Consider the following 25919-nt stretch of genomic DNA (forward strand, 5'->3'; position numbering starts at 1 on the left):
GGAGCCATGCCGGTTCGGCAAAGGCTTGATGGCCTGCGGCGGCGAAGCCGCAGATCGATGGACGGCCTGGATATGGAGCTGCGAGCCGACGCGCGTTCGGTCCCGTCGTGTTCTCCGTGGCCTCGTCGTGCCCGTTCTGATGGAACGCCTTTCAGGACCGCACCAACTCAATCGTCCATGGCTCTAGCGCACCGCCTGCGACGAAGGCCTCTCCAAAAATCCGGGGCAATACCGCTGACGCATTTCACGAAATTCGGTCGGCAGGGGATCGTCGCTGAACAGGATGCGGTTGGGGATGGACACGAAGCCGACCGCCGGACCGCCCGCGACCCGCCCGATATAGCCGCACACCGCCCGCCTCTGACCGTTCTCCGCGTAACGCAGCTCGGCGGCGTGTCCGGCCTGGACATGGATCTGGCGCGTGACCCGCGTCGAGGCCGGCTCGGGCGACGGCGTGTTCGCCGGCCGCATCGCGACCCACGCCCCGATGGCGCACAGGGCCAGCACGACCGCCGCCGCGATCATCGTCCACCGCTGTCGCGGGCTGCGATGCGGCGTCATCCTCATGCGGCGGGCGCATCCAGGGTGAAGTCCAGCGGCGCGTCGGCGACCGGCAGGCAACTGCGATCCACCGGCTGTGACGGATCACGCAGGAAGTCGCGCGCCATCTTGCGTGTGCAGGGGCTGGCGTTGATCACGCCGTGGGTGGCGTTGGTCACGATCACCACCTGACTGTGGGAATAGCCCTTGGCGGCGGCCTCGGTCAGGGGCGGCGGACAACCGGGATCGATCTCGGCGGCGACGAACAGGGTCGGGATGTCGGTCTGGACCGGCAGGTTCTCGATCGGCTTGGCCGGCCGCTCGCCCACCGCCGCACAGACGTCGAACAGCCGCGACAGCGACGGAACCAGAACCTCCGCCACCGGATCGCCCGCAGCGCCGGCCGCCAGCCGCGCCCTGGATTCGAACGGCAGCTCCTCCTTGCACAGATGGGCCATGTGCTGGCCCTCGAAATAATATGTCCGGTCCTCGGCGATCTCGGCGACGGGGCTCAGGTCGCCGGCGATGATCTTGTCCAGATCGACCGGCAGCCCCCGCACCCCCATCGCGCTATAGGTCGTGTCCATCAGAAAGGCCGACAGGTCGTCGACGATAAACGTTCGCCCATCCTGGCCCGTCACCGGCCCCGCCAGCCATTTGCGCGCCTCGGTCTCGAACCGCGCCTGAAGGTTCGGATGCTGCGCCGCGCATGCGACTTGCGCCGTGCATTTGGCCAGGATGATCCTCACCGCCGCCGACACCTGTTCCGGCGTGCCGACGGCCCAGTTGCCCTCGGGCGGCCAGGGGCTGTCCATTACGGCGGCGCGCACGATCTGGGGCTGATGCGTGATGACGGCGGCCTCGATACGCGGCCCGTACGATCCGCCCCACAGGTCGATCTTCGCCAGGCCCAGCGCCTGGACCATGTCCTTCACATCGTCGGCGATGGCGGCGGCGTTGTACTGGTTCAGATCGATCCCTTGCGCCTGATACCCCTTCAGACAGGCGATCAGACCGTCGCGATCCGCGTCGGACGGCGGCCCGGCGTCGGTCAGTTGCACGCCCGGACAGTCCATCGACGGCTTGCTCGCCCCGCCGCCGCGCTGATCGAACAGGATCACGTCCTGATCCACAGCGAAGGCGTCGGGCCGGCGCGTCAGGGCCTGCAACATCCGCCCTACGCCGGGCGTCAGATCCCCGCCGGGTCCGCCATGGAACATCACGATCGGCGGCAGCGCCTGTCCCGAGGCGTCCTTGAACGGCGCGCTGGCCTTGACGATCACCACGGCGATGTCGATGCGCCGGTCGCTGACCGACCCATCGCGCGCCTCATCCACCGTCAGGGCGCCGCAGAGCACCTCGCGCAGACCCGTCGGCCAGTCGCTGGGGCAAGCCTTGTCGGTGAACACCGGCGCCGCCGCCTTCGCAGGCGGAGCCAACGCCGTCAGGCCGGACATGACCGCCACGACGGCCAGGGTGCGCAAGATCATGGGACGGCTCCGGTTCGCCCCCAGCAAACCCCCGCCCGCCCCGCTTGGCAACCGCCTATCGGAGATCAGGCCCCGATCAGCCCCCGATCAGCCCTGCATCAGGCCGCGCGCTTCTTTCGCGCCGCTTCCGTCAACGCCTCGGCCATCCGCTCGCGCCAGTCCTCGCCCTCTTCGACGAAGGCGCGAATGGTGGCGGCGGGCAGCGTCAACTCGACTTCGCTCACCCCGGTCAGACGCGCATAGGCGGCCGAAGACAGCACCTCGCGCGCCGGGCGCATGCGCGCGATGTCGGCGTCGGTCAGTTCGGGGTTGTCGTCGTCGACCGGGTCAACGATTGCGGAGTTCGTCATACTTTCTGACCTCGCGGGGATTGGCCCGCCTGAGACTGATCATCCAGGTCGCGTCGCCGCGTTCGGTATAGACGGCGACGTGAACCCGACCATCGATCGGTAGATAAGCATACCACCGAAGCTCGCCGTAGTCGCGGCGGTCGTCCAAAGCGACGAAGGCGGCCGTCCAATCTGCATCCTCGGCGGAGGCCAGCGACAGTCCATGCTTGTCTTGATTGCTCGCATCCTTGCCCGGATCGAACGCGACCTTCACTCGAACAGGTCGCCCGGCACGGGACCAGCCGCAGGGGGAGCTGGCGCGCTCAAGCCCAGGTGCGCATAGGCCTTGTCGCAGGCGACGCGTCCGCGCGGGGTGCGCATGATGAAGCCCTGTTGCAGCAGATAGGGTTCGATCACGTCCTCGACCGCGTCGCGCGCCTCGGCGATGGCGGCCGCCAATGTGTCCATCCCCACCGGCCCGCCGCCGTAGTTCTCGATCAGCGCCCTCAGGAACCGCCGGTCCAGACTGTCCAGCCCGGCCTCGTCCACCTCCAGCCGCGCCAGCGCCCGCGCCGCCACCAGTTTGGTGATCGTCTCCGCCCCCTCGGCCGACGCAAAATCCCGCACCCGGCGCAGCAGCCGCCCGGCGATCCGCGGCGTGCCCCGCGCCCGCGACGCGATCTCGCGCGCGCCTTCTTCGTCGATGGCCGCGCCCATCTTGCGCGCCGTGCCGCGCACCACGGCCGTCAGTTCGTCGGCCGAATAGAACTCCAGCCGCAGCGGGATCCCGAACCGGTCCCGCAACGGTGTGGCCAGCAGCCCCGCCCGCGTCGTCGCCCCCACCAGCGTAAACGGCGCCAGATCGATCCGCACCGAGCGCGCCGAGGGCCCTTCGCCGATGATCAGGTCCAGCACATGGTCCTCCATGGCCGGATACAGGATCTCCTCGACGTTGGGGCTCAGTCGGTGGATCTCGTCGATGAACAGGACGTCGCGGGGCTCCAGGTTCGTCAGGATCGCCGCCAGATCGCCGGCCTTGGCCAGGATCGGACCGGATGTGGCCCGGAACCCCACCCCCAGCTCGCGCGCCACGATCTGCGCCAGCGTCGTCTTGCCCAGTCCGGGCGGCCCGAACAGCAGCACATGGTCCAGCGCCTCGGCCCGCCCCCGCGCCGCGTCGATGAAGACTTTCAGATTGCCCTTGGCCTGCGACTGCCCGACGAACTCGGACAGCGTCTGCGGTCGCAATGCGCGATCAAACGCTTCGCCGGTTTCGGCCTCTGGAGAGATGACGCGGGTCATGCGGTTTTCCAGCTGTGAGTCGTGAGGCGTGACTCGTGATTCATAGTCGCCGACGACTCACGACTCACGAATCCCCACTCACGCCCCTTCACCGCCCCAGCTCCTGCAGTGCCGCCCGGATCACGGCCGGCAGTTCGGCTTCCTCGCCCAGCCGGATCAGCGCCTGATCCACGGCCCGGCGCGCATTCACCTCGGCCACGCCCAGCCCCAGCAGCGCCGACACGGCCTCGCCGGTGATGGACGGCGGCGGCGGCGCGATTTCGACATGCATGCCCGGCGCGGTCGGCGCAAAACTGACGTCGCCCAGCGGCTTGCCCTTCAGCTCGGTCACGATCCTCAGCGCCAGTTTCGGCCCCACCCCATTGGCCCGCGCCACGGCAGCCTTGTCCTCGCGCGCCACGGCCCCGGCCAGTTCGCCCGGCGGCAGCACGTCCAGCACCGCCAGCGCCGCCTTGGGCCCCACGCCCTGGATCGCCAGCAGGGTCGTAAACGCCCGCCGCTCGTCGCGCGTCAGAAATCCGTACAGGCGCGGCCCCGCGTCCTCGCTCCACTGCGAATGCACATGCACCGTCGCCTCGTCGCCCGGCGCCGGCAACCGCCCCAGCGTCCGCGCCCCGCACGCCACGACATAGCCCACGCCGGCGCAGTCGATCAGGCATTCCGCCTCCCCGACCTCGGCCAAGACGCCCCGCAAACGTCCTATCATGACTGTCTCCTCCCCATCTTGATGGGGAGGGGGACCGCGAAGCGGTGGAGGGGCTCTTGACGCCCCACGGACGCCAAACGTGCGGAAAGAACCCCTCCGTCACGGCGCGAAGCCGCGCCGCGCCACCTCCCCATCTGCGATGGGGAGGAGACCTGATCCGCCCCCCTCACGCCGCCCCCCGATGCATGGCTTCCAGCAAGGACCGCTTCCTCAGTTGCGCATGGGTGACCGCCACGGCCAGGGCATCCGCCGCATCCGCCTTCACGTCCCCCGCGGTCGGCAGCAGCCGCTTGATCATGAAGGCGATCTGGCTCTTGTCCGCATGACCCGCGCCCACCACCGCCTTCTTGATCAGGTTCGGCGAATATTCCGCCACCGTCAGCCCCAGCTTGGCCGGGGCCAGCATCACCGCCGCCCGCGCATGACCCAGCTTCAGGGTCGAGGACGGATTCACGTTCACGAACACCTCTTCCACTGCCGCCTCCTCGCAGCCGTGGTCGGCGCAGATGACGCCCAGCGCCTCGAACAGATGCAGCAGCCGCTCGCTGAACGGCGCGCTCTCCGGCGGGGCCACCACCCCGTGCGCGACCCACCTCAGGCGCGCGCCGTCGGACACGATCACCCCCCAGCCGGTGCGTCGCAGACCGGGGTCCAGGCCGATGATTCTGACAGGTTCGTTCGCCATCCGTTCCCCTCATGCCGCAAAGAGGGTTATCGGGCAATGAACGGTTTCGGCCGTCGCGCTCAGCGCTGCATCAACAAGGGCCGCCGACGCTCGGTTTGCGGCGCCACAGGCGCAGGCGGCTCCGGCGGGGGCGGATCCGCTTCGACCGTCTCGACGCTCACAGGAACGGTCACGGGCGGTGGCGCCGGCTGCAGCGTCGGCACGACCGAAGGGCCCTCGACGACCAGCCGTTCAGGCTCAGCCGCCTCCGGTCGATCCACTAGCGCCGTCTGTACACGCGAAACCAGCCAGGTCGCCACGGCGGCGGCGCACAACAGCACGACGACCGCCCCGCCCCAGGCGCAGACCTTCACCCACGCCCACTGCCGTCCCTCCACCGGCGGACCGGCGGCGCCCGGCAGATCGGACCTCGGATCGCGATCCTGCGGCATCGTCCGTCTCTCCCCGCCCCGCCTCAGCCGTGCTTCTCGATATAGGTCTCGGGATCCTTGTTGACCGGCTTGACCCCGGTGATGTGCTCGGCCTCGAAGGCGGCGAACCTGACCGCCAGCGCATGGCGCGTCTCGATGTCCGCATTCATGCGGAAGTCGGTCAAGCCCTGCCGCTCCTCCTCGCCCATATGTTTGGAGTTGACGACGTTCGCCTCGCCCACGGCGTCGAACCAGGCCTTGCTCCCGACCTTGTGCTTCTCGACCGCCTTGACCGCATCGCGCAGCTTGTTGTGATCCTCGATGGCGTCTTCGGTCTCGCCCTCGACCGTGCCGTCCTCGGCGTCGTTGGCGCCTTCGCCCTGTTTCAGCAGCTCGGGATAGAAGAACCGCTCCTCGGCCTCGGCGTGCACATCCAGGAACGCCGACAACCGCGACCAGACGGCGCTCAGCGCGTCGGTGTCCTTGGGATCGATCTGTTCGATGATCGCGAACAGCCGGCGCTGTTCGGCATGGTCGTCGAGGATGAGCTGGGTGATGTCCATGGGGCGCTCCAGGCGTAACGGTGAAGCCTCGTTACGCCTGCGCCGCCCCCCGGTTCCGTGCGAACGACTCGCGGCCTATTTCGGGCGCTGGTCTCGCATCGGCTCGTCGCCCAAAACCGCTGTTGCAGCGTCGATCAGATCGTTCAGTTCGCCATGCACGATGGCCCAGACACGGCTTTCAGCGACGTTCTGATAGACGTGCCGAAACACATTGCCCGAGTCCTCGATCTGCCGCCAACGGATCGAGGGATAATCGGCCTGCTGGGCGCCACGCAGACGCCGCGCCGCTTCCGACACGATCTCCAGACACCGCGTGACCGCATAGAAGGTCTTGCGATCCGCTGCGAACTCGTCGGCCGACAGGGCCGCGCAGAAGCTTTGCGCCAGCAGGCAGTTGTCCAGAACAGCCCGCCAGGCCAGGCGTTCGCGGCGATCCGGCTCAGAAGGCAAAGATCGCCTCGCGTTCGGCCTCGCGGCGGACGGGTTCGATCAGCATCTCGCGATCCGACACGTCCGCGCGACCGGCGAACAGGTCGCCGATGAACTGGGTGATGCCGACATAGTCGTATAGGTTCACGTCCGCTGCGGGATCGATCTGGACCATGATGTCCAGATCGCTGTCGGGACCGTCATCTCCCCGCGCGACCGATCCGAACAGGGCGGCGTGCGTGACGCCCTGACGACGCAACTCGCGTTCGTGCTCGCGCAGGACGGCAATGACGGCGGCGCTGTTCATGCAGACAGATTAGCGCGAACGCCGCTCCGACGCGAGAGCGGCGAAATTCGGCCGGAAATCACCCCGCGTATTTCGCCGCGTCCTCGTCGGAGACAGCCTCGTTGGAATAGACCGACGACACGTCGTCCTCGGCGTCCAGCGCGTCCAGCAGCTTGAACAGCGTGCCCACCGCGTCGCCGGTGACCGGCACGTCCGACTGCGGTTTCCAGACGATGGCCGTGGATTTCGGATCGCCCAGAACCTTGGACATGGCCTCGGCGACCTCGTTCAGGTCCTCGAAGGCGGTCCAGATCGTATGGCCCGGCGCGTCCTCATAGATGTCGGGCTTGACCAGGTCGCTCTCGACGTCCTGGGCGCCGGCCTCGATGGCGGCTTCCATGACTTCGTCCTCGGTCCCGGCCTCGGCCTTGTAGATGATCTGGCCGACCTTATCCCACATGAAGGCGACCGAGTTCATCTCGCTCAGGGCGCCGCCGTTCTTCTTGAACGCCGCGCCGATGTTGGACGCCGCGCGGTTGCGGTTGTCGGTCAGGGCTTCGACGATGATGCCCACGCCGCCCGGCCCCCGGCCCTCGTAGCGGACCTCTTCCATTGTATCGACGTCGCCGCCCGAGGCCTTGTTGATGGCCCGCTGGATCACGTCCTTGGGCAGGCTTTCGGCCTTGGCGTTGTTGACCGCCAGACGCAGGCGCGGGTTCAGCGCCGGATCGGGCATGCCGTTCTTGGCCGCCACGGTGATGTCGCGCGACAGTTTGGAGAACAGCTTGGAGCGCTGCGCATCGGCGCGCCCCTTGCGGTGCATGATGTTCTTGAATTTCGAGTGGCCGGCCATGGGATCGTCTTCGTGCGTTCTGGAACCTGAGCGGGCCTCCTAAACGATGAGCGGCATCCTGTCACGATGGGTGACAGGGGTGGAACCTCGACCGTTTGCGCGTATTGATCCCCCGCAAGACAGACGGAGCGCAGCCATGACCGCAGACGACACCATCTACGAGGCCGAAGGCTTCATGGACGAAGACCTGCACGAGGCCGACATCGTGGAATGGTACGAGGCCCGCCCCGTCACCGTCCCCGCCGCCGTCGCCGCCGGCTCCATCATCGCCGCCTTCACCCTGGGCGCCCTGACCGCCGTCGGCGCCCTGTTCCTCATCGGCCGTCTGGACGACTGAGAGTTCAAACTCCGCTCATCCTTCGCGAAAGCGGGGACTCAGTCCTTTGGGCGGGCAGATCAGAATGCGCGGATGAGGTCTACTCGATCGGTTAGCGAATAGATTCGTACACCCTCTCGAACCCGTCGAGCGCCGCCGTGTTCGGCAGCACCCCTGGCTTAGACTCCTCGTCAAGCATTATCACGCGCTCGTCGCCGGTTTCGAACACGGGCCAGGCCGGGCGGCTGTCGCCGTTGGGATCGCCATGGCTGGCGAAGGCCACCCAATAGCCCGCCATATCGTCCGCAAGCCGCCGATCGGCCGGTGTCCACGGCCAAGGCTGTTGATCGAGATGATCGAACATGTACCAGAGCTCGGCGAAATGTCCGGCTCCCCAAGCTTGTTGGATAGAGCCTTCGGCATACGGTGGACACCGAGTGAAATAGTAGGCGTAAACAGGCGACCGGCCTTGAGAGGCCGCGAGGCGCGCCCAGGCGCGGATGTCCCAGCCGAACCGCAGATCGCGCTCGAAGTCGGCTCGGGCCTTGCGAGCCTCGGCATCGGTGGCGAAGGGGTAAGGCTCAAGCAAGGCTGGCGGCAGCGCTCCCCACCGCTTGTTCAACCGCTCATGAAAGTTTTGCGCCGTCACCTCAGAGACATCTGTCAGCGAAAGCGCCTCTTCAGCATTGAAGCCCACGAGCAGCGGCACGTCGTTGTGGCGCCCAGCGGCAAAGACATCATAAGGCGGCTCCGGCAGCATGCGCGGTTCGATGACGGGATGGATCACCGCATCGGCACGACGATCGCCTAGGAACCGCTCGACCGGCAGGCCGCGAAGCGCGGCCAGCGTCGGCGCTCCCAAAGCCGCGCCATACGCGGCCCCGTCAGCCTCTGCCTTCTCCAACACATAGCGCGGCGCGAGGGCTAATGGCTCGAACAGACCGCCACTCTGGCCGATGGCGCGCTGAAACAGACCTTTGGTCCGGGGCGAGGCCATCAGAATGCTGACCGATGTCGCACCCGCCGACTGACCTGCAACCGTAACTCGGTCGGGATCCCCGCCGAAGGCCGCAATGTTTTCCCGAACCCACTGGAGAGCTGCGACCTGATCCATCAGGCCATAGTTGCCCGAGCCGCCCGCCCCGGATTCTGCGGTCAGCTCCGGATGGGCAAGGAACCCCAGCACGCCAAGACGATAGGCCACCGTCACGACGATCACGCCTCGCTGCGTCAATGCGGTCCCATCGTAGAGAGGGATCGAAGTCGAGCCGTTCGTCAGCCCGCCGCCTGGAATCCAGACGATGACGGGATACGACCGATCGTCGCGGACCGCAGCCTCCGGCGCCCAGATGTTGAGATAGAGACAGTCTTCATCCGTCGGAGAGGGCGGCTCGCCGGGCATGGAGACGCCGACCTGTGGGCAGGCTGGAGCAAAGCGGGTGGCGTCGCGGATTCCGCTCCAGCCCTCCATCGACTGCGGATCGCGCCAACGAAGGTCACCGACGGGCGCCCGCGCATAGGGCACGCCGAGATACCGTGTGGTCCCGGCGTCGCGGCTTCCCTGGAGCCGTCCCTTCGTGGTGACAGCTTCCTGCGCCAAGGCTGCACCGGTCGCAACCGCCATGGCGGTTGCGACGCAGAGGATGATGAGTGAGTCGACGAAGAAGACTCTGGAACGGCTAAGCATGCGCCATAGAGGCTTCGACGCAGCTCAGCGGATGCAGTCGCCGATAAAAATACAGTCGACCTTCATCTTCACGTGGCGGCATTGCGTCAGGCCCGGTCATCCAGACTCGACTATCGCAAGGTCCGCTAGGGTCAAAAGCCGGCGCCGACACCTTGCCTAATCGCCCCCTCACCCCGCTCTTAGGTTCTCCACCACCGCCTTCAGCTTGGCCGGCAGCGGCTTGGGCCGACGGGTCTCCGCGTCGACATAGACGTGGACGAAATGGCCGATGGCGGCAGGGACGTCGGCGCTGCGCTTGAACACGGCGAAGCCGTAGGTGACGCTGGATGTGCCGATCTTGTCGACCTTGATCCCGACCTCGATCACGTCGGGGAACTTCAGCGACGAGGTATAGCGGCAGCCCGAATCCACCACCAGGCCGATGGACTCGTCCAGCGCATTGGCGATCAGCAGGTGGGCGTTCACCGCCGAGTCGACGAACTCGTAGAATTTGGCGTTGTTGATGTGCCCGTACTGGTCGTTGTCGGCCCAGCGCGTCGAGACCATGTGAAAGGCCTTGTAGGTCGCGCGGTGGGCCAGGGCGCCCTCGTCTCGTTTCGGCATCGTCGTCTCCCTCGGCGACGCGAACCGTCGCTCTGGATCACGACGCTCTAGCTTGGACGACGTTAGGTCAAGCGCCTATCGATAGGAGTCTGATCACGAACGCGCTGGCCGACAGCGCCCCAGAGGGCCGACCGATATGAGCCTCCAGACCCGCGCCGCCGTTCTGTTCCGCATGGGCGCCGCCCAACCCTACGCCGACAGCCGCCCCCTGTCGGTCGAGACCGTGACGCTGGACCCGCCCGGCCCCGGCGAGGTCCTGGTCGCCATCAAGGCCGCCGGCCTGTGCCACTCGGACCTCAGCGTCATCAACGGCGACCGCCCCCGCCCCCTGCCCATGGCCCTGGGACACGAGGCGGCCGGCGTGGTCGAGGCGCTGGGGGACGGCGTCACGGACCTCAGTATCGGCGATCACGTCGTCATGGTCTTCATGCCGTCGTGCGGCCATTGCGACCCGTGCGCCGGCGGCCGTCCCGCTCTGTGCGAACCCGGCGCCGCCGCCAACGGCCGGGGCGAACTGCTCTCCGGCGGCCGTCGCCTCTTCCGCGAGGGTCAGCCGGTCAACCACCACCTCGGCTGCTCCGCCTTCGCCGAACACGCCGTCGTCTCTCGCCGCTCGCTGGTGAAGATCGACCCGGATCTGTCGTTCGAGGAGGCGGCCCTGTTCGGCTGCGCCGTCCTGACCGGCGTCGGGGCCGTGGTGAACACCGCCGGGGTCAAGGCGGGCCAGAGCGTCGCCGTCATCGGCCTGGGCGGCGTGGGCCTCGCCAGCGTCCTGGGCGCCCTCGCCTCCGGCGCCTCCCCCGTCGTCGCCGTCGATCTGTCGCAGGACAAGCTGGCCTTGGCCCGCACCCTGGGTCCGGTCCAGACCGTCGACGGCGCCGCCCCCGACGCGGTGGATCAGGTCCGCGCCCTGACCAACGGCGGCGCGGATTTCGCCTTCGAAATGGCCGGCTCGGTCCGGGCGCTGGAAAACGCCTGGAAAATGACCCGGCGCGGCGGAACCACCGTCACCGCCGGCCTGCCGCCCGCCGACGCCACCCTCGCCGTCAACGTCGTCTCACTGGTCGCCGAGGAGCGCACGCTGAAGGGCTCCTACATCGGAACCTGCGTCCCCAGCCGCGACATCCCCCGCTACGTCGCCCTATATCGCCAGGGCCGCCTGCCGGTGGACCGCCTGATGAGCGGGGTCATCCCGCTCGACGACATCAACGCCGGCTTCGACCGCCTGCACGCCGGCGAGGTGGTCCGGCTGATCGTCAGACCGTGACGGCCAGCCCAGACCTCACTCCGCCGGCTTCGGCGGCGCGTTCTTCACATAGTGGTCCAGCCAGCGGGTCATCTTCCACAGGGTGTGGCCCAGCGATTCCTGCGCGCGACAGCCGTGCGCCTCCAGCCGCGGGGTGACGTAACGCGCAGTCGCCTCCAGCCCCTTCGGCGCCGCATAGTGACGACGTCACATGGACGCTGCTGAAGATAGGGGTTCCGCCTGCCTTTCGACCGCCACTGGCAGGCGACGCAGATTGCGTTCGATCTTCACCAGAACGAAGACGAACACCAGCAACAGGAACATCATGAAGAAGCCGGCTGCGGCGGTTCCGGCAAGGATCGCCGTCTGGCGCCGCGCGCCCTCTTCGATGGCGCGTGTCGTGTCCTGTTGCATCGCCGTTTCCGCCGCCGCGCTGAACTGGTCGAAATGCCATTGGATCAATTGATCGACGTCCACGGACGTCGTGGCAGGAGCCCGCACGAGGTCTTGCGACAGCGAAAGCAGGCTGTCGGCATAACGGTCCTGCAAACTCGCGGGCAGGCCGTCCGACAAGGTCTGGATGTAGTCGATCACCCCCGCTTCAGGCGGCGCCATCCCCATCTTGGCCTTGACGTAGCGGACGATGTTCGCGGCCGCGTCCTTGAACCGCCGGTCGGCGTCTCGCGTCCGGTTTTCCAGCTCCGCCTGATCCGGCGCCGACATCCCCTGACCGCCAGAGTTCCGGTTCAGATAGTCGTTCAGACTGTCGTTGCGGACCAGGCGCGCGGCATCCGCGTCCTTGCCCCCGAACGACGACAGCAGCATGGGCGCCGCCACGACGACCCCGACCGCTGCGACCGCCAGCAGCACCGTCGCCAGGACGATGATCACTACCCGCAGGATGTTGAGATAGAGGGCTTCGAGCTTGTTCAGCATGGGATCATCCAATCGAGCGAGGCGACGGCCTCAGTCTGTTGTCCAAGAGAGATTGAGCGTCACGGAAGACTCAACGGGTTGACCGTCGATGGTCCGGGGGCTGACGCGATAACGCGACTCCAGCGCGACGGCGGCCTGGCCGAAGCGCTGGCCGGGCGGCGACTCCGATTGCGTCATGCAGTCGCTCAGCACACCTTCGACAGTGGCGGTGCAGGACATCGTCGCCCGTCCAGGAATGTTTTGGCCAAGCGCGCGCGGCGGATAGACGGCTCTCATTTCGGCTTCCGTCGGCTGGCGCAGAAGCCGGGCGTTCGTGACGACCGGAGCCTGGCTTGCGGCTGGCTTTGTCGGCGCGGCGTTCTGCGCCGTTACGGCTTGGCGCTCGGGGACGTAGGGGTCTATCTTGGATGGAGCGGGCTCTTGCGTCGGCGCCTGACGCCGTTGCAACTGAAAGCGGATCGCCTCGAAGAACCGACGGCGCGGTTCGACGGCCATTTCCGGCGTCCCGAAGATCGCGGTGCGCGCCACGTCGCGTGGCGCTTCTCCGTCCACCGACAGCTGTGACACCGACCAGCCTTCGCTCGGCGAGAACGCCGCTTCCAGATTGGCCGATGATGCGGGAACCGCGACGCGAGCCAGGTCGCCGCCAGGCGTCAGACCGACCGAATAGGCGACGCTGGCCGTGCACACGGCGCGGGTCAGCCCGCCCGCCGACTGGCATTCCATGTTCGGCGCGCCTTCGCTCTTGGCGCTCAGCCAGACCGGCTGCGGCCCACCGACGAACCGCCCGCCCTTGTCGGACAGGACCAGATACGGGCCGTAATACTCGTCCTCGGACAGGCGCAGATAGCCCTTGTTCCAAAGCCACCAGTCGATGGGTATCGGGCCAGACACCCCCTGGATTGTCAGTTCGTCCGGATCGATACGACCGTCTTGCGCCGCGCGTGTCAGAACCGCGTGCAGCTCGGCCAGGGGCGCGTTAAGATCGCCCGTGATCATCGCGACCGCCTGGTCGCGGGCCGCATCATTCAGGGCAGGCGTATTTGTGGTCCCCGTCTGTACGGGCGCCTCTTCGGTCTTCTTGCGATCACAACTCGCCAAGATCTGGCTAGCGGCCAGAACCAGCAAAACGGCGCAGACGCGCCTCGCGTTTGAATACATTCGCACTCCCCCGCCCGCACACTCGCAACGCGAAGGGATTTCGTCAATGACAGGTTGTGTTCCTGACGGACTTCACTCGGCCAGCAGCGCCTCGACCTCATCCCGCTCGGGCGCAGACGGCTGAGCCCCCGCTCGCGTCGCCGCCAACGCCCCGGCCGCACAGGCGAACTTCAACGCCTCGGCCGGGTCCATCCCCTCCAGCAGGGCCACGACGATGGCCGCCACGAAGGCGTCGCCTGCCCCCGTCGCATCGACCGCCTCGACCACGGGCGGGGTGGCCCAGGCCATTTCGACGCCGCGCTGGTACATGGCCGCACCCTTGGCGCCCTTGGTCACCACCACCCGGCCGCCACCCCGGTGCAGGCTGTCGCCATAGTAGGCGGCCTCGATCTCGTTGACCACGATCAGGTCGCAGCGGCCCAGCAGCATTTCCGACACCGGCGCGGCGGGCGCCAGATTGGCGCAGACGAAGCCCGTCGCCCGCCCGACCGCCGCCTCCACCGTCTCGATCGGCAGCTCCAACTGAACGATCAGCGCGCTCTCGATCCGCTGCGGCAGCTGTTCGGGCGTCACGAAATGATTGGCCCCCGCCGCCACCACGATCTGGTTCTCGCCGCCGGGATCGACGGCGATCAGGGCCACGCCCGTCGGCGCCGCCAAGTCCGTCTCCACCCCCGACAGATCGACGCCCATGTTCGCCATCAGTGCCAGGGCCTCGCCCGACATGGCGTCGTCGCCGACCCGTCCGATCAGGCAGACCTCGGCCCCCAGCTTCTCCGCCGCCAGCGCCTGGTTCGCGCCCTTGCCGCCGGGGTGGCGCGCCAGGGTCGCCCCCGTCACCGTCTCGCCCGGCGCCGGCAACTGGGGCGCGGTCGTCACCAGGTCCAGGTTGATCGAGCCGACGACGGTGATCCTCATGCTGCAGCCCTCAAGGTCTCCACGATCAGGTCGAACACCCCCTGCCCATCCGCAGACACGGCCCAGCGATGCCGCGCCGTCGCCGGATCGATCCGGAACTCCACCGCCGTATGGCCGCGCGTCAGTTCCGATGTGGTCTCGACCTCGATACGGCACGCCCGCGTCTCGAACAGGTCGGGCCGCATCAGCCAGGCCACGGTGCAGGGATCATGCAGCGGGGCGGAATCCCAACCGACCACCTCGCGCTCGACCCGCTGCGAGAACCGCAGCATCGCCGCCGTCGTCCGCGCCGCCTCGCTGTCGATTGCCTCTATCGCCGCGATCCGATCCTCGGTCGCGCGCACCTGATGGGTCGCGTCCAGCCCCAGGGCGATTACCTCGCATCCCGATCCGAACACCACCGCCGCCGCATCCGGGTCGGCCCAGATGTTGAACTCGGCCGAGGCGGTGATATTGCCGCCCTCCGACCGCGCGCCGCCCATGATCACCACCGGCCCCAGCCAGTCGGCCAGCCGCCGTTCGCGCCGCATCGCCAGCGCCAGATTGGTCATCGGCCCCATGACGGCGACCGCCACCGAACCCTGCGGCCGGCTCATGACCAGGTCGACGATGGCGCCCGCCGCCGGCCCGTCCGAAACCCTGCCCGTCGGCTCGAACGGCTCCAGATCGCCCAGACCTTCGGCGCCGTGAAACTCGCCCGCCCCCGCCGGCGGACGCTTCAGCGGCCGCTCGGCCCCGATGAATACCGGCACATCCTCGCGCCCGGCGATCTGGCGCACGATCCGCGCATTGCGCTGGGTCAGGGCGCCGGGAACATTGCCCCCCACCGTGGTGACCGCCAGCAGGTTCAGGTCAGGCGCCGCAAAGGCCAGGAACAACGCCACGGCGTCATCCACGCCGGGGTCGCAATCGATGATAAGGGACTGAATAGACACCCGCTTCGTTTGACGCCCCAAACGCCGGCTAGCAAGCCCCGTTCGGCTTTCGTCAACACCCCCGACGGATGAGATCGGAGGTCAGAGACACGCCCCCACGCACGCCCGCGCCAGCACCTCGGCCGAGTCCGTCAGTCTCACCGGCGCATCCTCCGCCCGCAGCAGCAACGGAACCTCCGTACATCCCGCGATCAAGGCCTGCGCCCCCGCATCCGCCAACACGCCCGCCAGCCGCAACATCTCCGCCCGCGCCGCCTCGCCCACATCGCCGCGCTTGACCCCATAGACCAGCGCCATGAAGGCCTCGCGATCCGCGCCGTCCAGCAGCACCGCCTCGACCCCGCGCGACGCCAACCCCGCCTGATAAAGCCGCTCGCCCCCCGGCGTCGCCAGCACCCCGATCCGCTGCACACCGTCATTTAGGTCATGGGCCGCGACCGCCGCATCCGCCGTCGCCGCGATCATGTCGATGAAGCTCAACCCCTCCGCCTCGCACACCGCTCGGATTCCCGCCGCCTGGGCATGAGCCGTGTTGCACGGCATGGCGATCACTTGCGCCCCCGCCGCCGCCAGCCGCGCCGCCATCCGACCCAGCACCACCTCCGCCTCGCCCGGCCACGTGTTCCGATCCGGCACCTGAGGATTCATATCCATCACCACCCGGATATGGTCCGCATCTCCCTGAGCAGGTGTGAGCGCCTGCACCCGCTCCAGAAACGCCACCGTCGCCGCTGGCCCCATACCCCCGATGACGCCCAGGATCTTGGTCATGTCGCTATTCCAGATGAAGCTTCGGCGTTTCGACGCAGCAAGACGACATCTCGCCTGAACGAAGTTGCGCTTAGCGGACAGTCCCAGGATCCGCCATGGGTGGGAAGCGGACGTTTGCTTCATTTTGACGCTGGGTCGCGCGGTAAGGTTGCCGGTGGCGAAGCGGTGGTCTGCCCTACCGCCAGCACGCCGTCATACGCTCCCTCACTCACTGTCCCGAGAATTACGCCTTTGGCCTGAGGATCGTAATCCGTCACTGTCGTCTGCAACCCGCAAACATCCTGGCAGCCCCAACTCTCGCCGCCCTGCTGCGCGAAGTGCAGCGAGAGAGTGTCCGGTGCGGGCAAATGACCTGCTGCCGGAATGCCTATTTCGGGGAAACCTGCCATCGGCGTTTTTCGGGCGTGCAGGTCGCCAACAAGCACTAGAAGTCGCGCATCGGGACGAGAAACAAAGGCGCGGCTCATCGAGTAACCCATCTCCAGCTCTCGCCACGCTTGATCACTCAGTTGAACACGCGAGATCAGCGGCAAAAATGGGTGCAACGTGATATCGCGACCCGCATCTCGCAGCCGCCAGAACCCGAGCATCATGTCCATCATCGCGCGGCTGTGACGCCCGTCGCGCCGGCCGGGATGACCGAAATCTCCGTACTGGAGGACTCGTCGGGCGCCAGCTTCGTCTGGCGCCGCCATAAACTGGTCCATCAATGGGCGGTCAGATTCCGACATCTCCAGTCCGATCGTAACGGGACCTCGTCTGACAGCCTCGCAAACCACACCCAAGAAAGCGGCGGGAGCCTCGACCGTTCCGTGGGCCTCCCCAACCACGATGACGCGTTGCGGTTGGTCTAGAAGGCGGGTCGTTCCATCGGGCGCGGAGCATGATGGGGAAGCGCCGACGAGCAAGGCAGAAGCGAGCAATGTGATCATCGTCATGTCCAGTCAGCTTTCGGTGGTGGTTAGTTACATGACGGTTAGGGGTCCGCTAAGGGTCGGTTTGCGAAGTTAGCGCTTGGCCCAAAAGCGGACCCCACGCCGCTGCATCATTTGATGGAGCTCATTGGCGATCCTTCCGTCGCCGGGTGCGACGCCTTTCGACAAGGACAGTGAAGACCACGACGACCAGCTCGGACACGAGAAACAGAACGCCGACCCACGTTTAGTAGGACAGAAACTGAAGCCAATCGGTTCTGGTCATAGCGTCTCTCCTATCCGCCGCGCCCGATCCGATACGGCCCCGCCCTGACCGCCAGCCTGCGTCCCTTCCAGCTCAGGCGCACCAGTCCGTCGCTCACCATCTGATCGACCGCCGCATGAACCTCCGGCATCGCCTCACGCCATTCCCCGCCCGTCGCGGTCACCGCCCGCGCCATTTCGCTGGGGCAGACGGTCGCGTCGTGCGCGCGGGCGTCGAGCAGCGCCAAGATCGCCTCGCGCGCGTCCACCCGGCGCGCTGCCTCTACAGCGCGCCCTCGATCTCGGTCTGGTAGCCGAACAACCCCTGCGCCCCGCCCGTATGCAGGAAGACCACCGTCTCGCCCCGGAACCGACCCGCCCGCGCTAGGGCGATCAGCCCCTTCATCGCCTTGCCGGAATAGACCGGGTCCAGCACGATTCCGTCTAGGCGGGCGGCCAGGGTCAGGGCGTCGATCACCCCCTGGTCGATCAGGCCGTAGCCCTCGCCGACATAGTCGCAGTCGGCGACCACCCTCTCGCGCTTCACCCGTCCCGGATGGCCCAGCAGGGCGGCCGTCTCCTCGGCCAGTTTGAAGACGTTGGCCTCCTGCTTCTCCCTGGGCGCCCGCACCCCGATGCCCAGCACCGGAATGTCGGCGCCCATGACCGCCAGCCCGGCGACCAGGCCGGCGTGGGTGCCCGCGCTGCCCGTCGCCGTCACGATGCGGTGGACCTCCAGGTCCATCTCGTCGGCCTGGACCACGATCTCGCGCGCGCAGTCGACATAGCCCAGCGCCCCCACCGGGTTCGAGCCGCCGCCGGGGATGACATAGGGTTTGCCGCCCCGCGCCCGCACGGCGTCCGCCGTCGTCTCCAGCTCAGCGACCATGTCTGTCCCGCCCGGCACGGTGCGGATCGTCGCCCCGAACAGCCGGTCCAGCAGGACATTGCCGTTGCCGACATAGTCGCTGGCCTTCGATCCCGTCCGCTCTTCCAGAATGATCTCGCAGGCCAGGCCGTGCGCCGCCGCCGCCGCCGCCGTCTGGCGCACATGGTTCGACTGCACCGCCCCTTGCGTCACCAGCGTATCGGCGTCCTGCTCGAACGCCGCGCCCAGCAGGAACTCCAGCTTGCGCGTCTTGTTGCCGCCACCCGCCAGGCCTGTGCAGTCGTCGCGCTTGATCCACAGATCCACGCCCAACTCCTCCGACAGCCGCGGCAACGGCTCCAGCGGCGTCGGCAGATGGGCCAGGCGGATACGGGCGAAACGGGCGAGATGCATGGGGTCGGCTCCTGTTCGCCGCCTTGATAGCGCGCCTGCATGACAGGCCCAAGCGACGCCGCTTGACGCCGCCTTCACGCGGCGTCACCCTGATCCTCGTTCTCCGGGGGGTCGCACAGCGCGCCTTCAGCGAGCGGTTCCAGCGAGCGGTTCGAAGGCGCGCCACTTAAGTGGGCGCTTTCCGGGCGGCGAACCGGCGACCACTTCGCCTGAAAGCGCCCAGCGGCTGAGATTGGCGTAGCCGCCTGACCCGTCGAACCTGATCCGGGTCATGCCGGCGAAGGGATGGGAAACGCTACGGGTCCGCGCGACAGGACCGTTCCGCCCGACGTCGGCAGACCTCAACCGTTTGAGGCCGCCATGAACATCCAAGTCACGCCCCCCGCCCTGCCCGAAGAGCCCAATGTCGAATTGGCTCTGAAAGACGCGCGCGACGAAGTCATGCGCGAGACCGGAACCATCCCCACCGGCGAACGGGCGGGCAGCCGCAAGGTCTATGTCGCCGGCGAGCTTTACCCCGACATCCGCGTCCCCTTCCGCGAGGTCGCCGTCCACCCCAGCGCCAACGAGCCGCCGGTGACCATCTATGACAGCTCCGGCCCCTACACCGACCCGACCGTGACCATCGACATCAAGCGCGGCCTGCCCCTGGTCAAGTCCAGCTGGCAGCTGGATCGCGGCGACATCGCCCCCGTGGCGAACCCGCGCGAGGTCAAGCCCGAGGACAACGGCCACGCCTCGGGCCGCCACCTCGCCCCCCGTTTCGACGTCTCCAACCACCGCGTCTTCAAGGGCGTCGAGGGTCGCCCGGTCACCCAGTACGAATACGCCCAGGCGGGCGTCATCACCCCCGAGATGGAATATGTCGCCATCCGCGAGAACCTGCGCCGCGAGCAGAACAGCCCCTGCATCCGCGACGGCGAGGACTTCGGCGCCGCCATCCCCGACTTCGTGACGCCCGAGTTCGTCCGGCAAGAAATCGCCCGCGGCCGCGCCATCATCCCGCACAACATCAACCACCCCGAGGTCGAGCCGATGATCATCGGCCGCAACTTCCTGGTGAAGATCAATGCGAACATCGGCAACTCGGCGGTGCTGTCCAGCGTCGATGACGAGGTCGACAAGCTGGTCTGGGCCACCCGCTGGGGCGCCGACAACGTCATGGACCTGTCGACGGGCCGCAACATCCACAACATCCGCGACTGGATCATCCGCAACTCCAGCGTCCCCATCGGCACGGTTCCCATCTATCAGGCGCTGGAGAAGGTGAACGGCGTCGCCGAGGACCTGACGTGGGAGGTGTTCCGCGACACCCTGATCGAACAGGCCGAACAGGGCGTCGACTATTTCACCATCCACGCGGGCGTGCGCCTGCCCTTCGTGCCGATGACGGCCAAGCGCGTCACCGGCATCGTCTCGCGCGGCGGCTCCATCATGGCCAAATGGTGCCTGTCCCACCACAGGGAGAGCTTCCTCTACGAGCATTTCGAGGACATCTGCGACATCATGCGGGCCTATGATGTCAGCTTCTCATTGGGCGACGGCCTGCGCCCCGGCTCCATCGCTGACGCCAATGACGAGGCCCAGTTCGCCGAGCTGCGCACCCTCGGCGAGCTGACCAAGATCGCCTGGGCCAAGGGCTGCCAGGTCATGATCGAGGGCCCCGGCCACGTGCCGATGCACAAGATCAAGGCCAATATGGATGAGCAGCTGAAACACTGCCACGAGGCGCCCTTCTATACGCTTGGCCCGCTGACCACCGACATCGCCCCCGGCTACGACCACATCACCAGCGCCATCGGCGCGGCCATGATCGGCTGGTTCGGCACGGCCATGCTCTGCTACGTCACGCCCAAGGAGCACCTGGGCCTGCCGGATCGTCAGGACGTCAAGGACGGCGTCATCACCTACAAGATCGCCGCCCACGCCGCCGACCTGGCCAAGGGCCACCCCGCCGCCCGCCTGCACGACGACGCCCTGTCACGCGCCCGGTTCGAGTTCCGCTGGGAGGACCAGTTCAACCTGGGGCTAGACCCCGAAACCGCCCGCAAATACCACGACGCCACCCTGCCCAAGGAAGCCCACAAGACCGCCCACTTCTGCTCCATGTGCGGCCCCAAGTTCTGCAGCATGAAGATCAGCCAGGACATCCGCCGCGACGCCCAGGCCCAGAACGACGCGGGCGGCTCGCTGGCGGAAGCCGAGGCTGGGATGGCGGAGATGAGCGCGAAGTTCCGCGCCGGCGGCGGGGTGGTGGAGGTGAAAGTGTGAGGATCGTCTTGCGAGCCGAGCTGCGCAGTTCCGGCTCGCAACTTCCTTAGGATTGTGCACAATCACAACGAGATTGGGTCGGGGGGCCGACTAAAGCGCGTTATCTTGGATTTTGGAGACGAGTGTGGCGATTCCTAAGGCTTACCTCACCAGCACCAAAAACTTGGCTGCCCTACTGGATGCCATCAAGACCGCGCAAGCACCCGATACATTCAACCTTCGATTTCTAGAAGGACTAGGATTTCCATCAAGTAATGATCGACTATTCGTTGGAGTTTTGCAATCGCTAGGATTTTTGAACTCAGACAAGAAGCCTACAGATAGGTATTTTCAGTTTTTAGATCAAACTCAGTCGGATATCGTTCTAGCCGAGGGCATCCGAGATGCCTACGATGACCTCTTTAAGGTCAATACTAGCGCTAACAAACTATCTAAGCCTGATGTAATCAATAAATTTAAGACATTGAGCCAAGGCCAATATTCCGAATCCGTTTTAGACAAAATGGGTCTGACATTTTGTGAGCTGGTGAAGCTGGCAGATTTTGACGCCAAACCGGCACCCCGTGATTCGCCTGTCATTGCAGACGAAGAGCCAGAGCCCGAAGTTGAGAAAATTTCGGATAACCGCCGACCAAAATTAGGGCTCGGTGGGCTGCATTATAACATTCAAATTATCATGCCGGAATCACGCGACCCAAAAGTTTACGATGCTCTATTTCGTAGTCTCAAAGAGCATCTTCTGTGAGCGACAACCTAGACGCTTACAGCTTCATTTATCGCGGAATGCTCACGCAAGAGGCATTGGATTCTGCTGGCCGGACTAAGGCCAAAACGCATGATATGGCTGACGCAGAGATCGGCGGCCTGCTTTCACTTGATACCCTCAATGAAGATTTTGTAGCTGATGCTAGAGGAATGGCAATTGTTTACACGGCGATAGCAGCTTTCGAAAATTCAGTGCGAAACCTAGTCTCAAGCACCCTACTCGAAAACAAAGGCGCTAATTGGTGGACGGAGTGCGTGTCTGAAAAAATTCGAACTGCCGCCGAGAAGAGACTAGAAGAAGAGAGAAAAGTTCGATGGCACGTTCAGCGTGGCGATGACCCCATACAATTCACCATGCTTCCCAATCTATTGAATATAATCCGGCAAAACACAGATTGTTTTGAGCCTTTCATACCGGATGTGGAATGGGCGGCCTCTATATTTGATGTTATTGAAAAATCGCGCAACGTTATTATGCACAGCGGTCGCCTGAATCGCCGCGATGTGGCTAGATTAGGAACCCACTTAAGAGACTGGTCGGCACAGATCACTGTCTAACCGTTTAGGTGGTTGAAATGCCCACTCTCGTCCTCCTCGCCGGGCCGAACGGTGCCGGGAAAACCACCTTCATCAACGGCTTCCTGCGGGAGCGGACGGAGACGTTTCAGTTCGTCAACCCGGATGAAGTCGCCCGTGGCCTGACCGGTGAAGGTCCGGCACGCGATCTGGCGGCCGGGCGTCTGGTGCTGGAGCGGCTGGACGCGCTGACGCGCGCCGGGTCAGACGTGATCCTTGAGACCACTCTGGCGACGCGCTCGCACGCCGTGCGCATTCGCCATTGGCGGGCGCTCGGCTATCGGGTGGAACTGGTCTATCTGCGCCTGCCCAACGCCGACTATTCGGTTGCGCGCGTCGCGCGCCGGGTTTCTCACGGCGGACACGGCATTCCCGAGGACACGCTGCGCCGCCGCTTCCTGCTCAGCGCCGAGTATCTCGAAACGACCTACAAGCCTGCTGTCGATGCCTGGAAAATCTATGCCAATGGCGACGACGGCCTCGATCTGCTAGATTGGGGACCGCGATGAACAAGATGCTGATCGACCACGAAACCGCGCTGAAGGCCGCGCGCCGCGCCGCCGAGATGGCGAAGCACGGCACACGCGAGGAGCAGTCCGGCAAGTTCCTGCCGCCGCCCGGCTGGAAGGGGCATCTGGTCACCGCCGCCGACGCCCCGGCTGCGCCGAAGAAGAAGCGGGCTTAGGCTTCCCTCTCCCGTTGGGAGAGGGCTTGAGCGTCCGAGAGCGAAGCGATTGGAAACGCGAAAGGGTGAGGGTCGGACCTCGCCGTTGACGCACGACCCTCACCCTTTTCGGCTGGCGCATCGCTGACGCTCTGCGAGCCTCAAGCCCTCTCCCACCGGGAGAGGGAAAAGGCGCCCCTTCCTATACACGACGTCCCCTCCCGGACCGTTGAAATCCCTCGGCTTTCGGGAAATCGACGGCCTCTACCCTATCACGGTTCGGGACGGCCTTAGACTGGGGGCGCGTCCTGGGATCGGGCGTGGGCGACAGCCGGGGGACGGGATGCACGACGATCAGGCCTATGACGACGGCGAGGGCGGCGGGTTCGATGGGCCGCGAGACCCGCTTTACGATGCAGCCACGCAGCAAGGGCTGGATCAGATCCGCGTCCTGCGCGCGGCGGGTCTGGAACAGGCGTATCGCGACGCGCTTCACCTGGACTGCTCGGCCGAGGCCGAGGTGCGGTTCTGGCGCACGCACGGCCTGCCGATGCATCTGTTGCGGCCGCCGGCCCTCGCCGCCTCGGACGCCGCCGCGCGCGGCGCCGACCGGGTCCGGAATCGCGGCTATCGCCGCCTGTCGCAAGAGGCCTGGCAGGCGGCAGGCGAGGCCTATCTGGAGGGCGACACGGCCGAGGCGGTCAGCGCCCGTTACGGCATGGGGGTCAGCACCTTTCGCGCCCGCGCCAGAGAAAAAGGCTGGCGGCGCGAGGATCAGGACGATCCCTCTCCCCTGCCTCTGGATGGGCCGATCGACCTGCCGTTCGAGACGGCGCAGGGCCTGCCCGACTTCGCGGAGATGGCGGCCCACGCCCTGGTGCGGATGGGCCGGGCGGTCCAGGCCGGGCGCGCGATGGAGGCGGCGCGGTGGGTGCGGCTGCACGCCCACCTGACCCGCCTGGCGCGCGAGGCGGAGCCGCCTGCTGCCCCGTCCGCTGCAAAGCCCGAGCCGAAACCGAAGGAACCCGACATGGCCGAACGCGCCACGGCCGTCGCGCGGGAGATCGGCGTCATCGCCCTGGAGGCCGCCGCCCTGACCCCCGGCGATTACGCCGGCCGCGACGCCCTGATGGCCCGTGTGGAGGCGCTCGACGACCTGAAACCGCCCCCGATTTCAGACGAATTGCACCATTCAGACGGTGTTTTTTCGGAGGGGGAGTCTGAAACCGAGCCACAGGCTTCGCCGTGACGCGTGACGGGTGAATCGTGAGTGAAGAAGCGGCCGCGTAAATAACTCCACTCACCAATCACCCTTCACTACTCACCCGCTAAACCTCCGACGCGATCTTCCTCAAGGCGTCCTCGAACGCCTGCGCCGGCTGGCCGCCGCTGATCAGGTATTTGCCCTCCACCACCACGGCGGGGACCGAAGTGATGCCGCGCGATCGCCACAGGTCCTCTGACGCCCGCACCGCCTGGGCGTAGCGGCCCGAGGCCAGCACCTCGGCCGCCTCGGCCCGGTCCAGCCCGGCGGCCTCAGCGGCGGCGGTCAGCACCCCGGCGTCGGTCAGGTTGCGGTTCTCGGTGAAGTGGGCGGTGAACAGCGCCTGTTTCAGGGCCTTCTGCTTGTCCGGCGCCGTCTCGTGCGCCCAGTGCAGCAGGCGGTGGGCGTCGAAGGTGTTCCAGATCCGGCTGTCGTCGGTCATGCGCATGTCGAAGCCGACCTCCCCCGCCCGCTCGCGGATCATGGCGCGATTGGCGGCGGACTGCTCAGGCGACGCGCCGTATTTGCGGCCGATGTGTTCGACGATGTTCTCGCCTTCGGGCGCCATCTGGGGGTTCAGCTCGAACGGCTGGAAGGCGATGTCGGCGGCGATCCCCTCGCCCTTGAGGGCGTCCAGCGCGGTCTCCAGCCCGCCCAGGCCCACGACGCACCAGGGGCAGACGACATCGGAAACGAAGTCGATCTTCAGGGTCTTGAGCGGAGCGGTCATCGGCACGGCCTCTTCTGGAACAGCAGGTGTTGCGAACCATATGGCGACGCTGCACCAGGCGACAAGCCCTACCCCAGCAGATCACGCGCCAGGTTCTTGGGCGGGCGGATCCGGCGCCAGCGCGCCTCCACGAAGGCGAAGGCGCCGAAGGCCATCAGCCCGGCCGCCGTCAGCCCCAGGATCCACGATCCGCCCGGCTGGGCCTCCAGCGCGTCCAGCGCTGACGCCGTCGTCGTGACGTCGCCGGAGCTTGCATGCAGCCCCGCCAGAACCACGAACACGCCCAGCGGCAGATAGGCGAACCCCCGCGCCGCATAGCCCGTCCGCGCCAGGGCCGTCGCCGTCCCGCAGAAGGCCTTGGGACAGGCCAGGGCGTCGTCGAAATCGTCCCGGAACGCCCTGACGATATTGCCGATCCCGACGCCCAGCACGACCAGCCCCGCCCCGATCAGCAACGCCTCGCCGAACGGCAAGCCCAGCAGCAGGTCCGCCTTCTGCTGGTTCTCGGCCACGCTCTCGGCCTGGGCCGAGGAGGCGCTGGTCGCCTCGCCGAACTCGTCCAGATATTCGAACACCCCCGACGCCAGCACGCCGTAGAACAGGCCGCTGACCGCCTGGCCCGCCCGCGTCGCCCAGCCCTTCAGGTCCGTCCCCTCATGGTCCGCGTCGAACACCGCCTGCAGCACCCGCCAGCCGACGAAGGCCCACAGGCCCAGCCCCAGCAGCACGAGCCAGACCTTGCCGAACGGCTGTTCTGCCAGCCAGCCCGCCGCCCCGCTGGTCCCCACCGCCGCCCCGATCCGGTCGGTCGCCGCCAGCAGGGTCAGGGCCCCGGCCGACAGATAGACGAAGCCTCGCGCGCCATATCCGACCCGCGCCGCCCACTCGACCAGCGTCGCCAGCGGCGGCAGGCGAAAGGCGCGGCCCAGGTCGGCGGCGGCGTGGCGAAGGGTCTTGGCGGCGGTCATCGCGTCTCCGGCGGCGAGAGGCTGCCTAACGCCTGTCGCACAGCAAAGGCTCCCG

The 25919-nt window shown here is 66.7% G+C and carries 32 protein-coding genes and 1 riboswitch; of the genes, 8 read left to right on the plus strand and 24 right to left on the minus strand.

Annotated elements, in window-relative coordinates:
- Nucleotides 1–183 precede the first annotated feature (183 nt).
- The 12 genes from WC597_RS07380 to WC597_RS07435 all read right to left on the minus strand — a co-directional run bounded on the left by WC597_RS07380 (nt 184) and on the right by WC597_RS07435 (nt 7593).
- The gene (locus tag WC597_RS07380) at nt 184–567 is read right to left on the minus strand and encodes a hypothetical protein (RefSeq protein WP_372692687.1); all 384 of its coding nucleotides are present in this window, start codon (nt 565–567) and stop codon (nt 184–186) included.
- The gene (locus WC597_RS07385; protein ID WP_372692689.1) at nt 564–2030 is read right to left on the minus strand and encodes an alpha/beta fold hydrolase; all 1467 of its coding nucleotides are present in this window, start codon (nt 2028–2030) and stop codon (nt 564–566) included. The genes WC597_RS07380 and WC597_RS07385 overlap by 4 nt, the downstream gene beginning before the upstream one ends.
- Before the next feature lie 98 nt (nt 2031–2128).
- Nucleotides 2129–2380, minus strand: coding sequence for a BrnA antitoxin family protein (locus WC597_RS07390; RefSeq protein ID WP_372692690.1), 252 nt, complete (start codon nt 2378–2380; stop codon nt 2129–2131).
- The gene (locus tag WC597_RS07395; RefSeq protein ID WP_372692692.1) at nt 2358–2633 is read right to left on the minus strand and encodes a BrnT family toxin; all 276 of its coding nucleotides are present in this window, start codon (nt 2631–2633) and stop codon (nt 2358–2360) included. The genes WC597_RS07390 and WC597_RS07395 overlap by 23 nt, the downstream gene beginning before the upstream one ends.
- The gene (gene ruvB, locus WC597_RS07400; RefSeq protein WP_372692693.1) at nt 2630–3661 is read right to left on the minus strand and encodes a Holliday junction branch migration DNA helicase RuvB; all 1032 of its coding nucleotides are present in this window, start codon (nt 3659–3661) and stop codon (nt 2630–2632) included. The genes WC597_RS07395 and ruvB overlap by 4 nt, the downstream gene beginning before the upstream one ends.
- 88 nt (nt 3662–3749) lie before the next feature.
- Nucleotides 3750–4367 carry a Holliday junction branch migration protein RuvA gene (gene ruvA, locus WC597_RS07405; protein WP_372692694.1) on the minus strand — a complete coding sequence of 206 codons (618 nt, stop codon included), beginning with the start codon at nt 4365–4367 and terminating at the stop codon, nt 3750–3752.
- A 166-nt stretch (nt 4368–4533) separates the two neighbouring features.
- Nucleotides 4534–5052: a crossover junction endodeoxyribonuclease RuvC gene (gene ruvC / locus WC597_RS07410; RefSeq protein WP_372692695.1), complete on the minus strand. Its 519-nt coding sequence runs from the start codon at nt 5050–5052 to the stop codon at nt 4534–4536.
- A 59-nt stretch (nt 5053–5111) separates the two neighbouring features.
- On the minus strand, nt 5112–5483 hold the full coding sequence (locus WC597_RS07415) for a hypothetical protein (protein ID WP_372692696.1): 372 nt from the start codon (nt 5481–5483) through the stop codon (nt 5112–5114).
- Between the two features lie 23 nt (nt 5484–5506).
- Nucleotides 5507–6025 carry a hemerythrin domain-containing protein gene (locus WC597_RS07420; RefSeq protein ID WP_372692697.1) on the minus strand — a complete coding sequence of 173 codons (519 nt, stop codon included), beginning with the start codon at nt 6023–6025 and terminating at the stop codon, nt 5507–5509.
- Between the two features lie 75 nt (nt 6026–6100).
- The gene (locus tag WC597_RS07425; protein ID WP_372692698.1) at nt 6101–6475 is read right to left on the minus strand and encodes a DUF86 domain-containing protein; all 375 of its coding nucleotides are present in this window, start codon (nt 6473–6475) and stop codon (nt 6101–6103) included.
- Complete coding sequence (locus WC597_RS07430; protein WP_372692699.1) at nt 6465–6761, minus strand: nucleotidyltransferase family protein; 297 nt, start codon at nt 6759–6761, stop codon at nt 6465–6467. Before WC597_RS07430 ends, WC597_RS07425 begins: the two co-directional genes overlap by 11 nt.
- Before the next feature lie 58 nt (nt 6762–6819).
- Complete coding sequence (locus WC597_RS07435) at nt 6820–7593, minus strand: YebC/PmpR family DNA-binding transcriptional regulator (protein WP_372692701.1); 774 nt, start codon at nt 7591–7593, stop codon at nt 6820–6822.
- 136 nt (nt 7594–7729) lie between these two features.
- Here WC597_RS07435 and WC597_RS07440 point away from each other — a divergent pair, with 136 nt between their 5' ends.
- Nucleotides 7730–7930, plus strand: a complete 201-nt coding sequence (locus tag WC597_RS07440; RefSeq protein WP_159846453.1) for a hypothetical protein — start codon at nt 7730–7732, stop codon at nt 7928–7930.
- Between the two features lie 91 nt (nt 7931–8021).
- Here the strand turns inward: WC597_RS07440 and WC597_RS07445 are convergent, their stop codons facing one another.
- Both WC597_RS07445 and WC597_RS07450 read right to left on the minus strand, forming a co-directional pair.
- Entirely contained in the window at nt 8022–9596 is a 1575-nt protein-coding gene (locus tag WC597_RS07445) for a carboxylesterase/lipase family protein (RefSeq protein WP_372692702.1), read from the minus strand.
- A gap of 168 nt (nt 9597–9764) precedes the next feature.
- Nucleotides 9765–10199 carry an acyl-CoA thioesterase gene (locus WC597_RS07450; RefSeq protein WP_372692703.1) on the minus strand — a complete coding sequence of 145 codons (435 nt, stop codon included), beginning with the start codon at nt 10197–10199 and terminating at the stop codon, nt 9765–9767.
- 136 nt (nt 10200–10335) lie between these two features.
- On the opposite strand from WC597_RS07450, the gene WC597_RS07455 reads away from it, so the two are divergent.
- Nucleotides 10336–11466, plus strand: coding sequence for a zinc-dependent alcohol dehydrogenase family protein (locus WC597_RS07455; RefSeq protein WP_372692704.1), 1131 nt, complete (start codon nt 10336–10338; stop codon nt 11464–11466).
- 186 nt (nt 11467–11652) lie between these two features.
- Here WC597_RS07455 and WC597_RS07460 read toward each other — a convergent pair whose 3' ends face one another.
- The 8 genes from WC597_RS07460 to WC597_RS07495 form a co-directional block, all read right to left on the minus strand.
- Nucleotides 11653–12381, minus strand: coding sequence for a hypothetical protein (locus WC597_RS07460; RefSeq protein WP_372692705.1), 729 nt, complete (start codon nt 12379–12381; stop codon nt 11653–11655).
- A gap of 30 nt (nt 12382–12411) precedes the next feature.
- Complete coding sequence (locus tag WC597_RS07465) at nt 12412–13542, minus strand: energy transducer TonB (RefSeq protein ID WP_372692706.1); 1131 nt, start codon at nt 13540–13542, stop codon at nt 12412–12414.
- Between the two features lie 72 nt (nt 13543–13614).
- Complete coding sequence (locus WC597_RS07470; protein WP_372692707.1) at nt 13615–14460, minus strand: ribokinase; 846 nt, start codon at nt 14458–14460, stop codon at nt 13615–13617.
- Nucleotides 14457–15395: a nucleoside hydrolase gene (locus WC597_RS07475; protein WP_372692708.1), complete on the minus strand. Its 939-nt coding sequence runs from the start codon at nt 15393–15395 to the stop codon at nt 14457–14459. The genes WC597_RS07470 and WC597_RS07475 overlap by 4 nt, the downstream gene beginning before the upstream one ends.
- Before the next feature lie 81 nt (nt 15396–15476).
- A complete protein-coding gene (locus tag WC597_RS07480) occupies nt 15477–16166 on the minus strand; it encodes an aspartate/glutamate racemase family protein (protein WP_372692710.1) in 690 nt (229 codons plus the stop codon).
- 119 nt (nt 16167–16285) lie between these two features.
- A complete protein-coding gene (locus WC597_RS07485) occupies nt 16286–17104 on the minus strand; it encodes a hypothetical protein (protein WP_372692711.1) in 819 nt (272 codons plus the stop codon).
- Between the two features lie 272 nt (nt 17105–17376).
- Nucleotides 17377–17613 (minus strand): DUF3253 domain-containing protein, encoded by a 237-nt coding sequence (locus tag WC597_RS07490; protein WP_372692712.1) that lies wholly within the window; start codon nt 17611–17613, stop codon nt 17377–17379.
- Nucleotides 17614–17627: 14 nt separating this feature from the next.
- Entirely contained in the window at nt 17628–18626 is a 999-nt protein-coding gene (locus tag WC597_RS07495; protein WP_372692713.1) for a D-cysteine desulfhydrase, read from the minus strand.
- A gap of 145 nt (nt 18627–18771) precedes the next feature.
- A riboswitch (TPP riboswitch) is annotated at nt 18772–18929 on the plus strand.
- A gap of 138 nt (nt 18930–19067) precedes the next feature.
- Between WC597_RS07495 and thiC the strand changes: the two genes are divergently transcribed.
- The 6 genes from thiC to WC597_RS07525 all read left to right on the plus strand — a co-directional run bounded on the left by thiC (nt 19068) and on the right by WC597_RS07525 (nt 24151).
- Entirely contained in the window at nt 19068–20897 is a 1830-nt protein-coding gene (gene thiC, locus WC597_RS07500) for a phosphomethylpyrimidine synthase ThiC (protein ID WP_372692744.1), read from the plus strand.
- 124 nt (nt 20898–21021) lie between these two features.
- Nucleotides 21022–21642 (plus strand): DUF5343 domain-containing protein, encoded by a 621-nt coding sequence (locus tag WC597_RS07505; RefSeq protein ID WP_372692714.1) that lies wholly within the window; start codon nt 21022–21024, stop codon nt 21640–21642.
- A complete protein-coding gene (locus WC597_RS07510) occupies nt 21639–22220 on the plus strand; it encodes a hypothetical protein (RefSeq protein WP_372692715.1) in 582 nt (193 codons plus the stop codon). The genes WC597_RS07505 and WC597_RS07510 overlap by 4 nt, the downstream gene beginning before the upstream one ends.
- Nucleotides 22221–22237: 17 nt before the next feature.
- A complete protein-coding gene (locus WC597_RS07515) occupies nt 22238–22747 on the plus strand; it encodes an AAA family ATPase (protein WP_372692716.1) in 510 nt (169 codons plus the stop codon).
- Nucleotides 22744–22923, plus strand: coding sequence for a hypothetical protein (locus WC597_RS07520; protein WP_372692717.1), 180 nt, complete (start codon nt 22744–22746; stop codon nt 22921–22923). Before WC597_RS07515 ends, WC597_RS07520 begins: the two co-directional genes overlap by 4 nt.
- 322 nt (nt 22924–23245) lie before the next feature.
- The gene (locus WC597_RS07525; RefSeq protein WP_372692718.1) at nt 23246–24151 is read left to right on the plus strand and encodes a hypothetical protein; all 906 of its coding nucleotides are present in this window, start codon (nt 23246–23248) and stop codon (nt 24149–24151) included.
- Nucleotides 24152–24230: 79 nt separating this feature from the next.
- On the opposite strand, the gene WC597_RS07530 is transcribed toward WC597_RS07525, so the two are convergent.
- Both WC597_RS07530 and WC597_RS07535 read right to left on the minus strand, forming a co-directional pair.
- The gene (locus WC597_RS07530; protein WP_372692719.1) at nt 24231–24896 is read right to left on the minus strand and encodes a DsbA family oxidoreductase; all 666 of its coding nucleotides are present in this window, start codon (nt 24894–24896) and stop codon (nt 24231–24233) included.
- Nucleotides 24897–24964: 68 nt separating this feature from the next.
- A complete protein-coding gene (locus WC597_RS07535; RefSeq protein WP_372692720.1) occupies nt 24965–25864 on the minus strand; it encodes a DUF1206 domain-containing protein in 900 nt (299 codons plus the stop codon).
- Nucleotides 25865–25919: the final 55 nt, after the last annotated feature.

It is taken from the genome of Brevundimonas sp. (assembly GCF_041648115.1).
Classification (GTDB): Bacteria; Pseudomonadota; Alphaproteobacteria; order Caulobacterales; family Caulobacteraceae; genus Brevundimonas.

Excerpts from the sequence above, each read along its gene's own strand:
- WC597_RS07380 (WP_372692687.1), bottom strand. The coding sequence starts at position 567 with ATGAGGATGACGCCGCATCGCAGCCCGCGACAGCGGTGGACGATGATC.
- WC597_RS07385 (WP_372692689.1), bottom strand. The coding sequence starts at position 2,030 with ATGATCTTGCGCACCCTGGCCGTCGTGGCGGTCATGTCCGGCCTGACG.
- WC597_RS07390 (WP_372692690.1), bottom strand. The coding sequence starts at position 2,380 with ATGACGAACTCCGCAATCGTTGACCCGGTCGACGACGACAACCCCGAA.
- ruvB (WP_372692693.1), bottom strand. The coding sequence starts at position 3,661 with ATGACCCGCGTCATCTCTCCAGAGGCCGAAACCGGCGAAGCGTTTGAT.
- ruvA (WP_372692694.1), bottom strand. The coding sequence starts at position 4,367 with ATGATAGGACGTTTGCGGGGCGTCTTGGCCGAGGTCGGGGAGGCGGAA.
- ruvC (WP_372692695.1), bottom strand. The coding sequence starts at position 5,052 with ATGGCGAACGAACCTGTCAGAATCATCGGCCTGGACCCCGGTCTGCGA.
- WC597_RS07415 (WP_372692696.1), bottom strand. The coding sequence starts at position 5,483 with ATGCCGCAGGATCGCGATCCGAGGTCCGATCTGCCGGGCGCCGCCGGT.
- WC597_RS07420 (WP_372692697.1), bottom strand. The coding sequence starts at position 6,025 with ATGGACATCACCCAGCTCATCCTCGACGACCATGCCGAACAGCGCCGG.
- WC597_RS07430 (WP_372692699.1), bottom strand. The coding sequence starts at position 6,761 with ATGAACAGCGCCGCCGTCATTGCCGTCCTGCGCGAGCACGAACGCGAG.
- WC597_RS07435 (WP_372692701.1), bottom strand. The coding sequence starts at position 7,593 with ATGGCCGGCCACTCGAAATTCAAGAACATCATGCACCGCAAGGGGCGC.
- WC597_RS07440 (WP_159846453.1), top strand. The coding sequence starts at position 7,730 with ATGACCGCAGACGACACCATCTACGAGGCCGAAGGCTTCATGGACGAA.
- WC597_RS07445 (WP_372692702.1), bottom strand. The coding sequence starts at position 9,596 with ATGCTTAGCCGTTCCAGAGTCTTCTTCGTCGACTCACTCATCATCCTC.
- WC597_RS07450 (WP_372692703.1), bottom strand. The coding sequence starts at position 10,199 with ATGCCGAAACGAGACGAGGGCGCCCTGGCCCACCGCGCGACCTACAAG.
- WC597_RS07455 (WP_372692704.1), top strand. The coding sequence starts at position 10,336 with ATGAGCCTCCAGACCCGCGCCGCCGTTCTGTTCCGCATGGGCGCCGCC.
- WC597_RS07460 (WP_372692705.1), bottom strand. The coding sequence starts at position 12,381 with ATGCTGAACAAGCTCGAAGCCCTCTATCTCAACATCCTGCGGGTAGTG.
- WC597_RS07465 (WP_372692706.1), bottom strand. The coding sequence starts at position 13,542 with ATGTATTCAAACGCGAGGCGCGTCTGCGCCGTTTTGCTGGTTCTGGCC.
- WC597_RS07470 (WP_372692707.1), bottom strand. The coding sequence starts at position 14,460 with ATGAGGATCACCGTCGTCGGCTCGATCAACCTGGACCTGGTGACGACC.
- WC597_RS07480 (WP_372692710.1), bottom strand. The coding sequence starts at position 16,166 with ATGACCAAGATCCTGGGCGTCATCGGGGGTATGGGGCCAGCGGCGACG.
- WC597_RS07485 (WP_372692711.1), bottom strand. The coding sequence starts at position 17,104 with ATGACGATGATCACATTGCTCGCTTCTGCCTTGCTCGTCGGCGCTTCC.
- WC597_RS07495 (WP_372692713.1), bottom strand. The coding sequence starts at position 18,626 with ATGCATCTCGCCCGTTTCGCCCGTATCCGCCTGGCCCATCTGCCGACG.
- thiC (WP_372692744.1), top strand. The coding sequence starts at position 19,068 with ATGCGCGAGACCGGAACCATCCCCACCGGCGAACGGGCGGGCAGCCGC.
- WC597_RS07515 (WP_372692716.1), top strand. The coding sequence starts at position 22,238 with ATGCCCACTCTCGTCCTCCTCGCCGGGCCGAACGGTGCCGGGAAAACC.
- WC597_RS07520 (WP_372692717.1), top strand. The coding sequence starts at position 22,744 with ATGAACAAGATGCTGATCGACCACGAAACCGCGCTGAAGGCCGCGCGC.
- WC597_RS07525 (WP_372692718.1), top strand. The coding sequence starts at position 23,246 with ATGCACGACGATCAGGCCTATGACGACGGCGAGGGCGGCGGGTTCGAT.
- WC597_RS07530 (WP_372692719.1), bottom strand. The coding sequence starts at position 24,896 with ATGACCGCTCCGCTCAAGACCCTGAAGATCGACTTCGTTTCCGATGTC.
- WC597_RS07535 (WP_372692720.1), bottom strand. The coding sequence starts at position 25,864 with ATGACCGCCGCCAAGACCCTTCGCCACGCCGCCGCCGACCTGGGCCGC.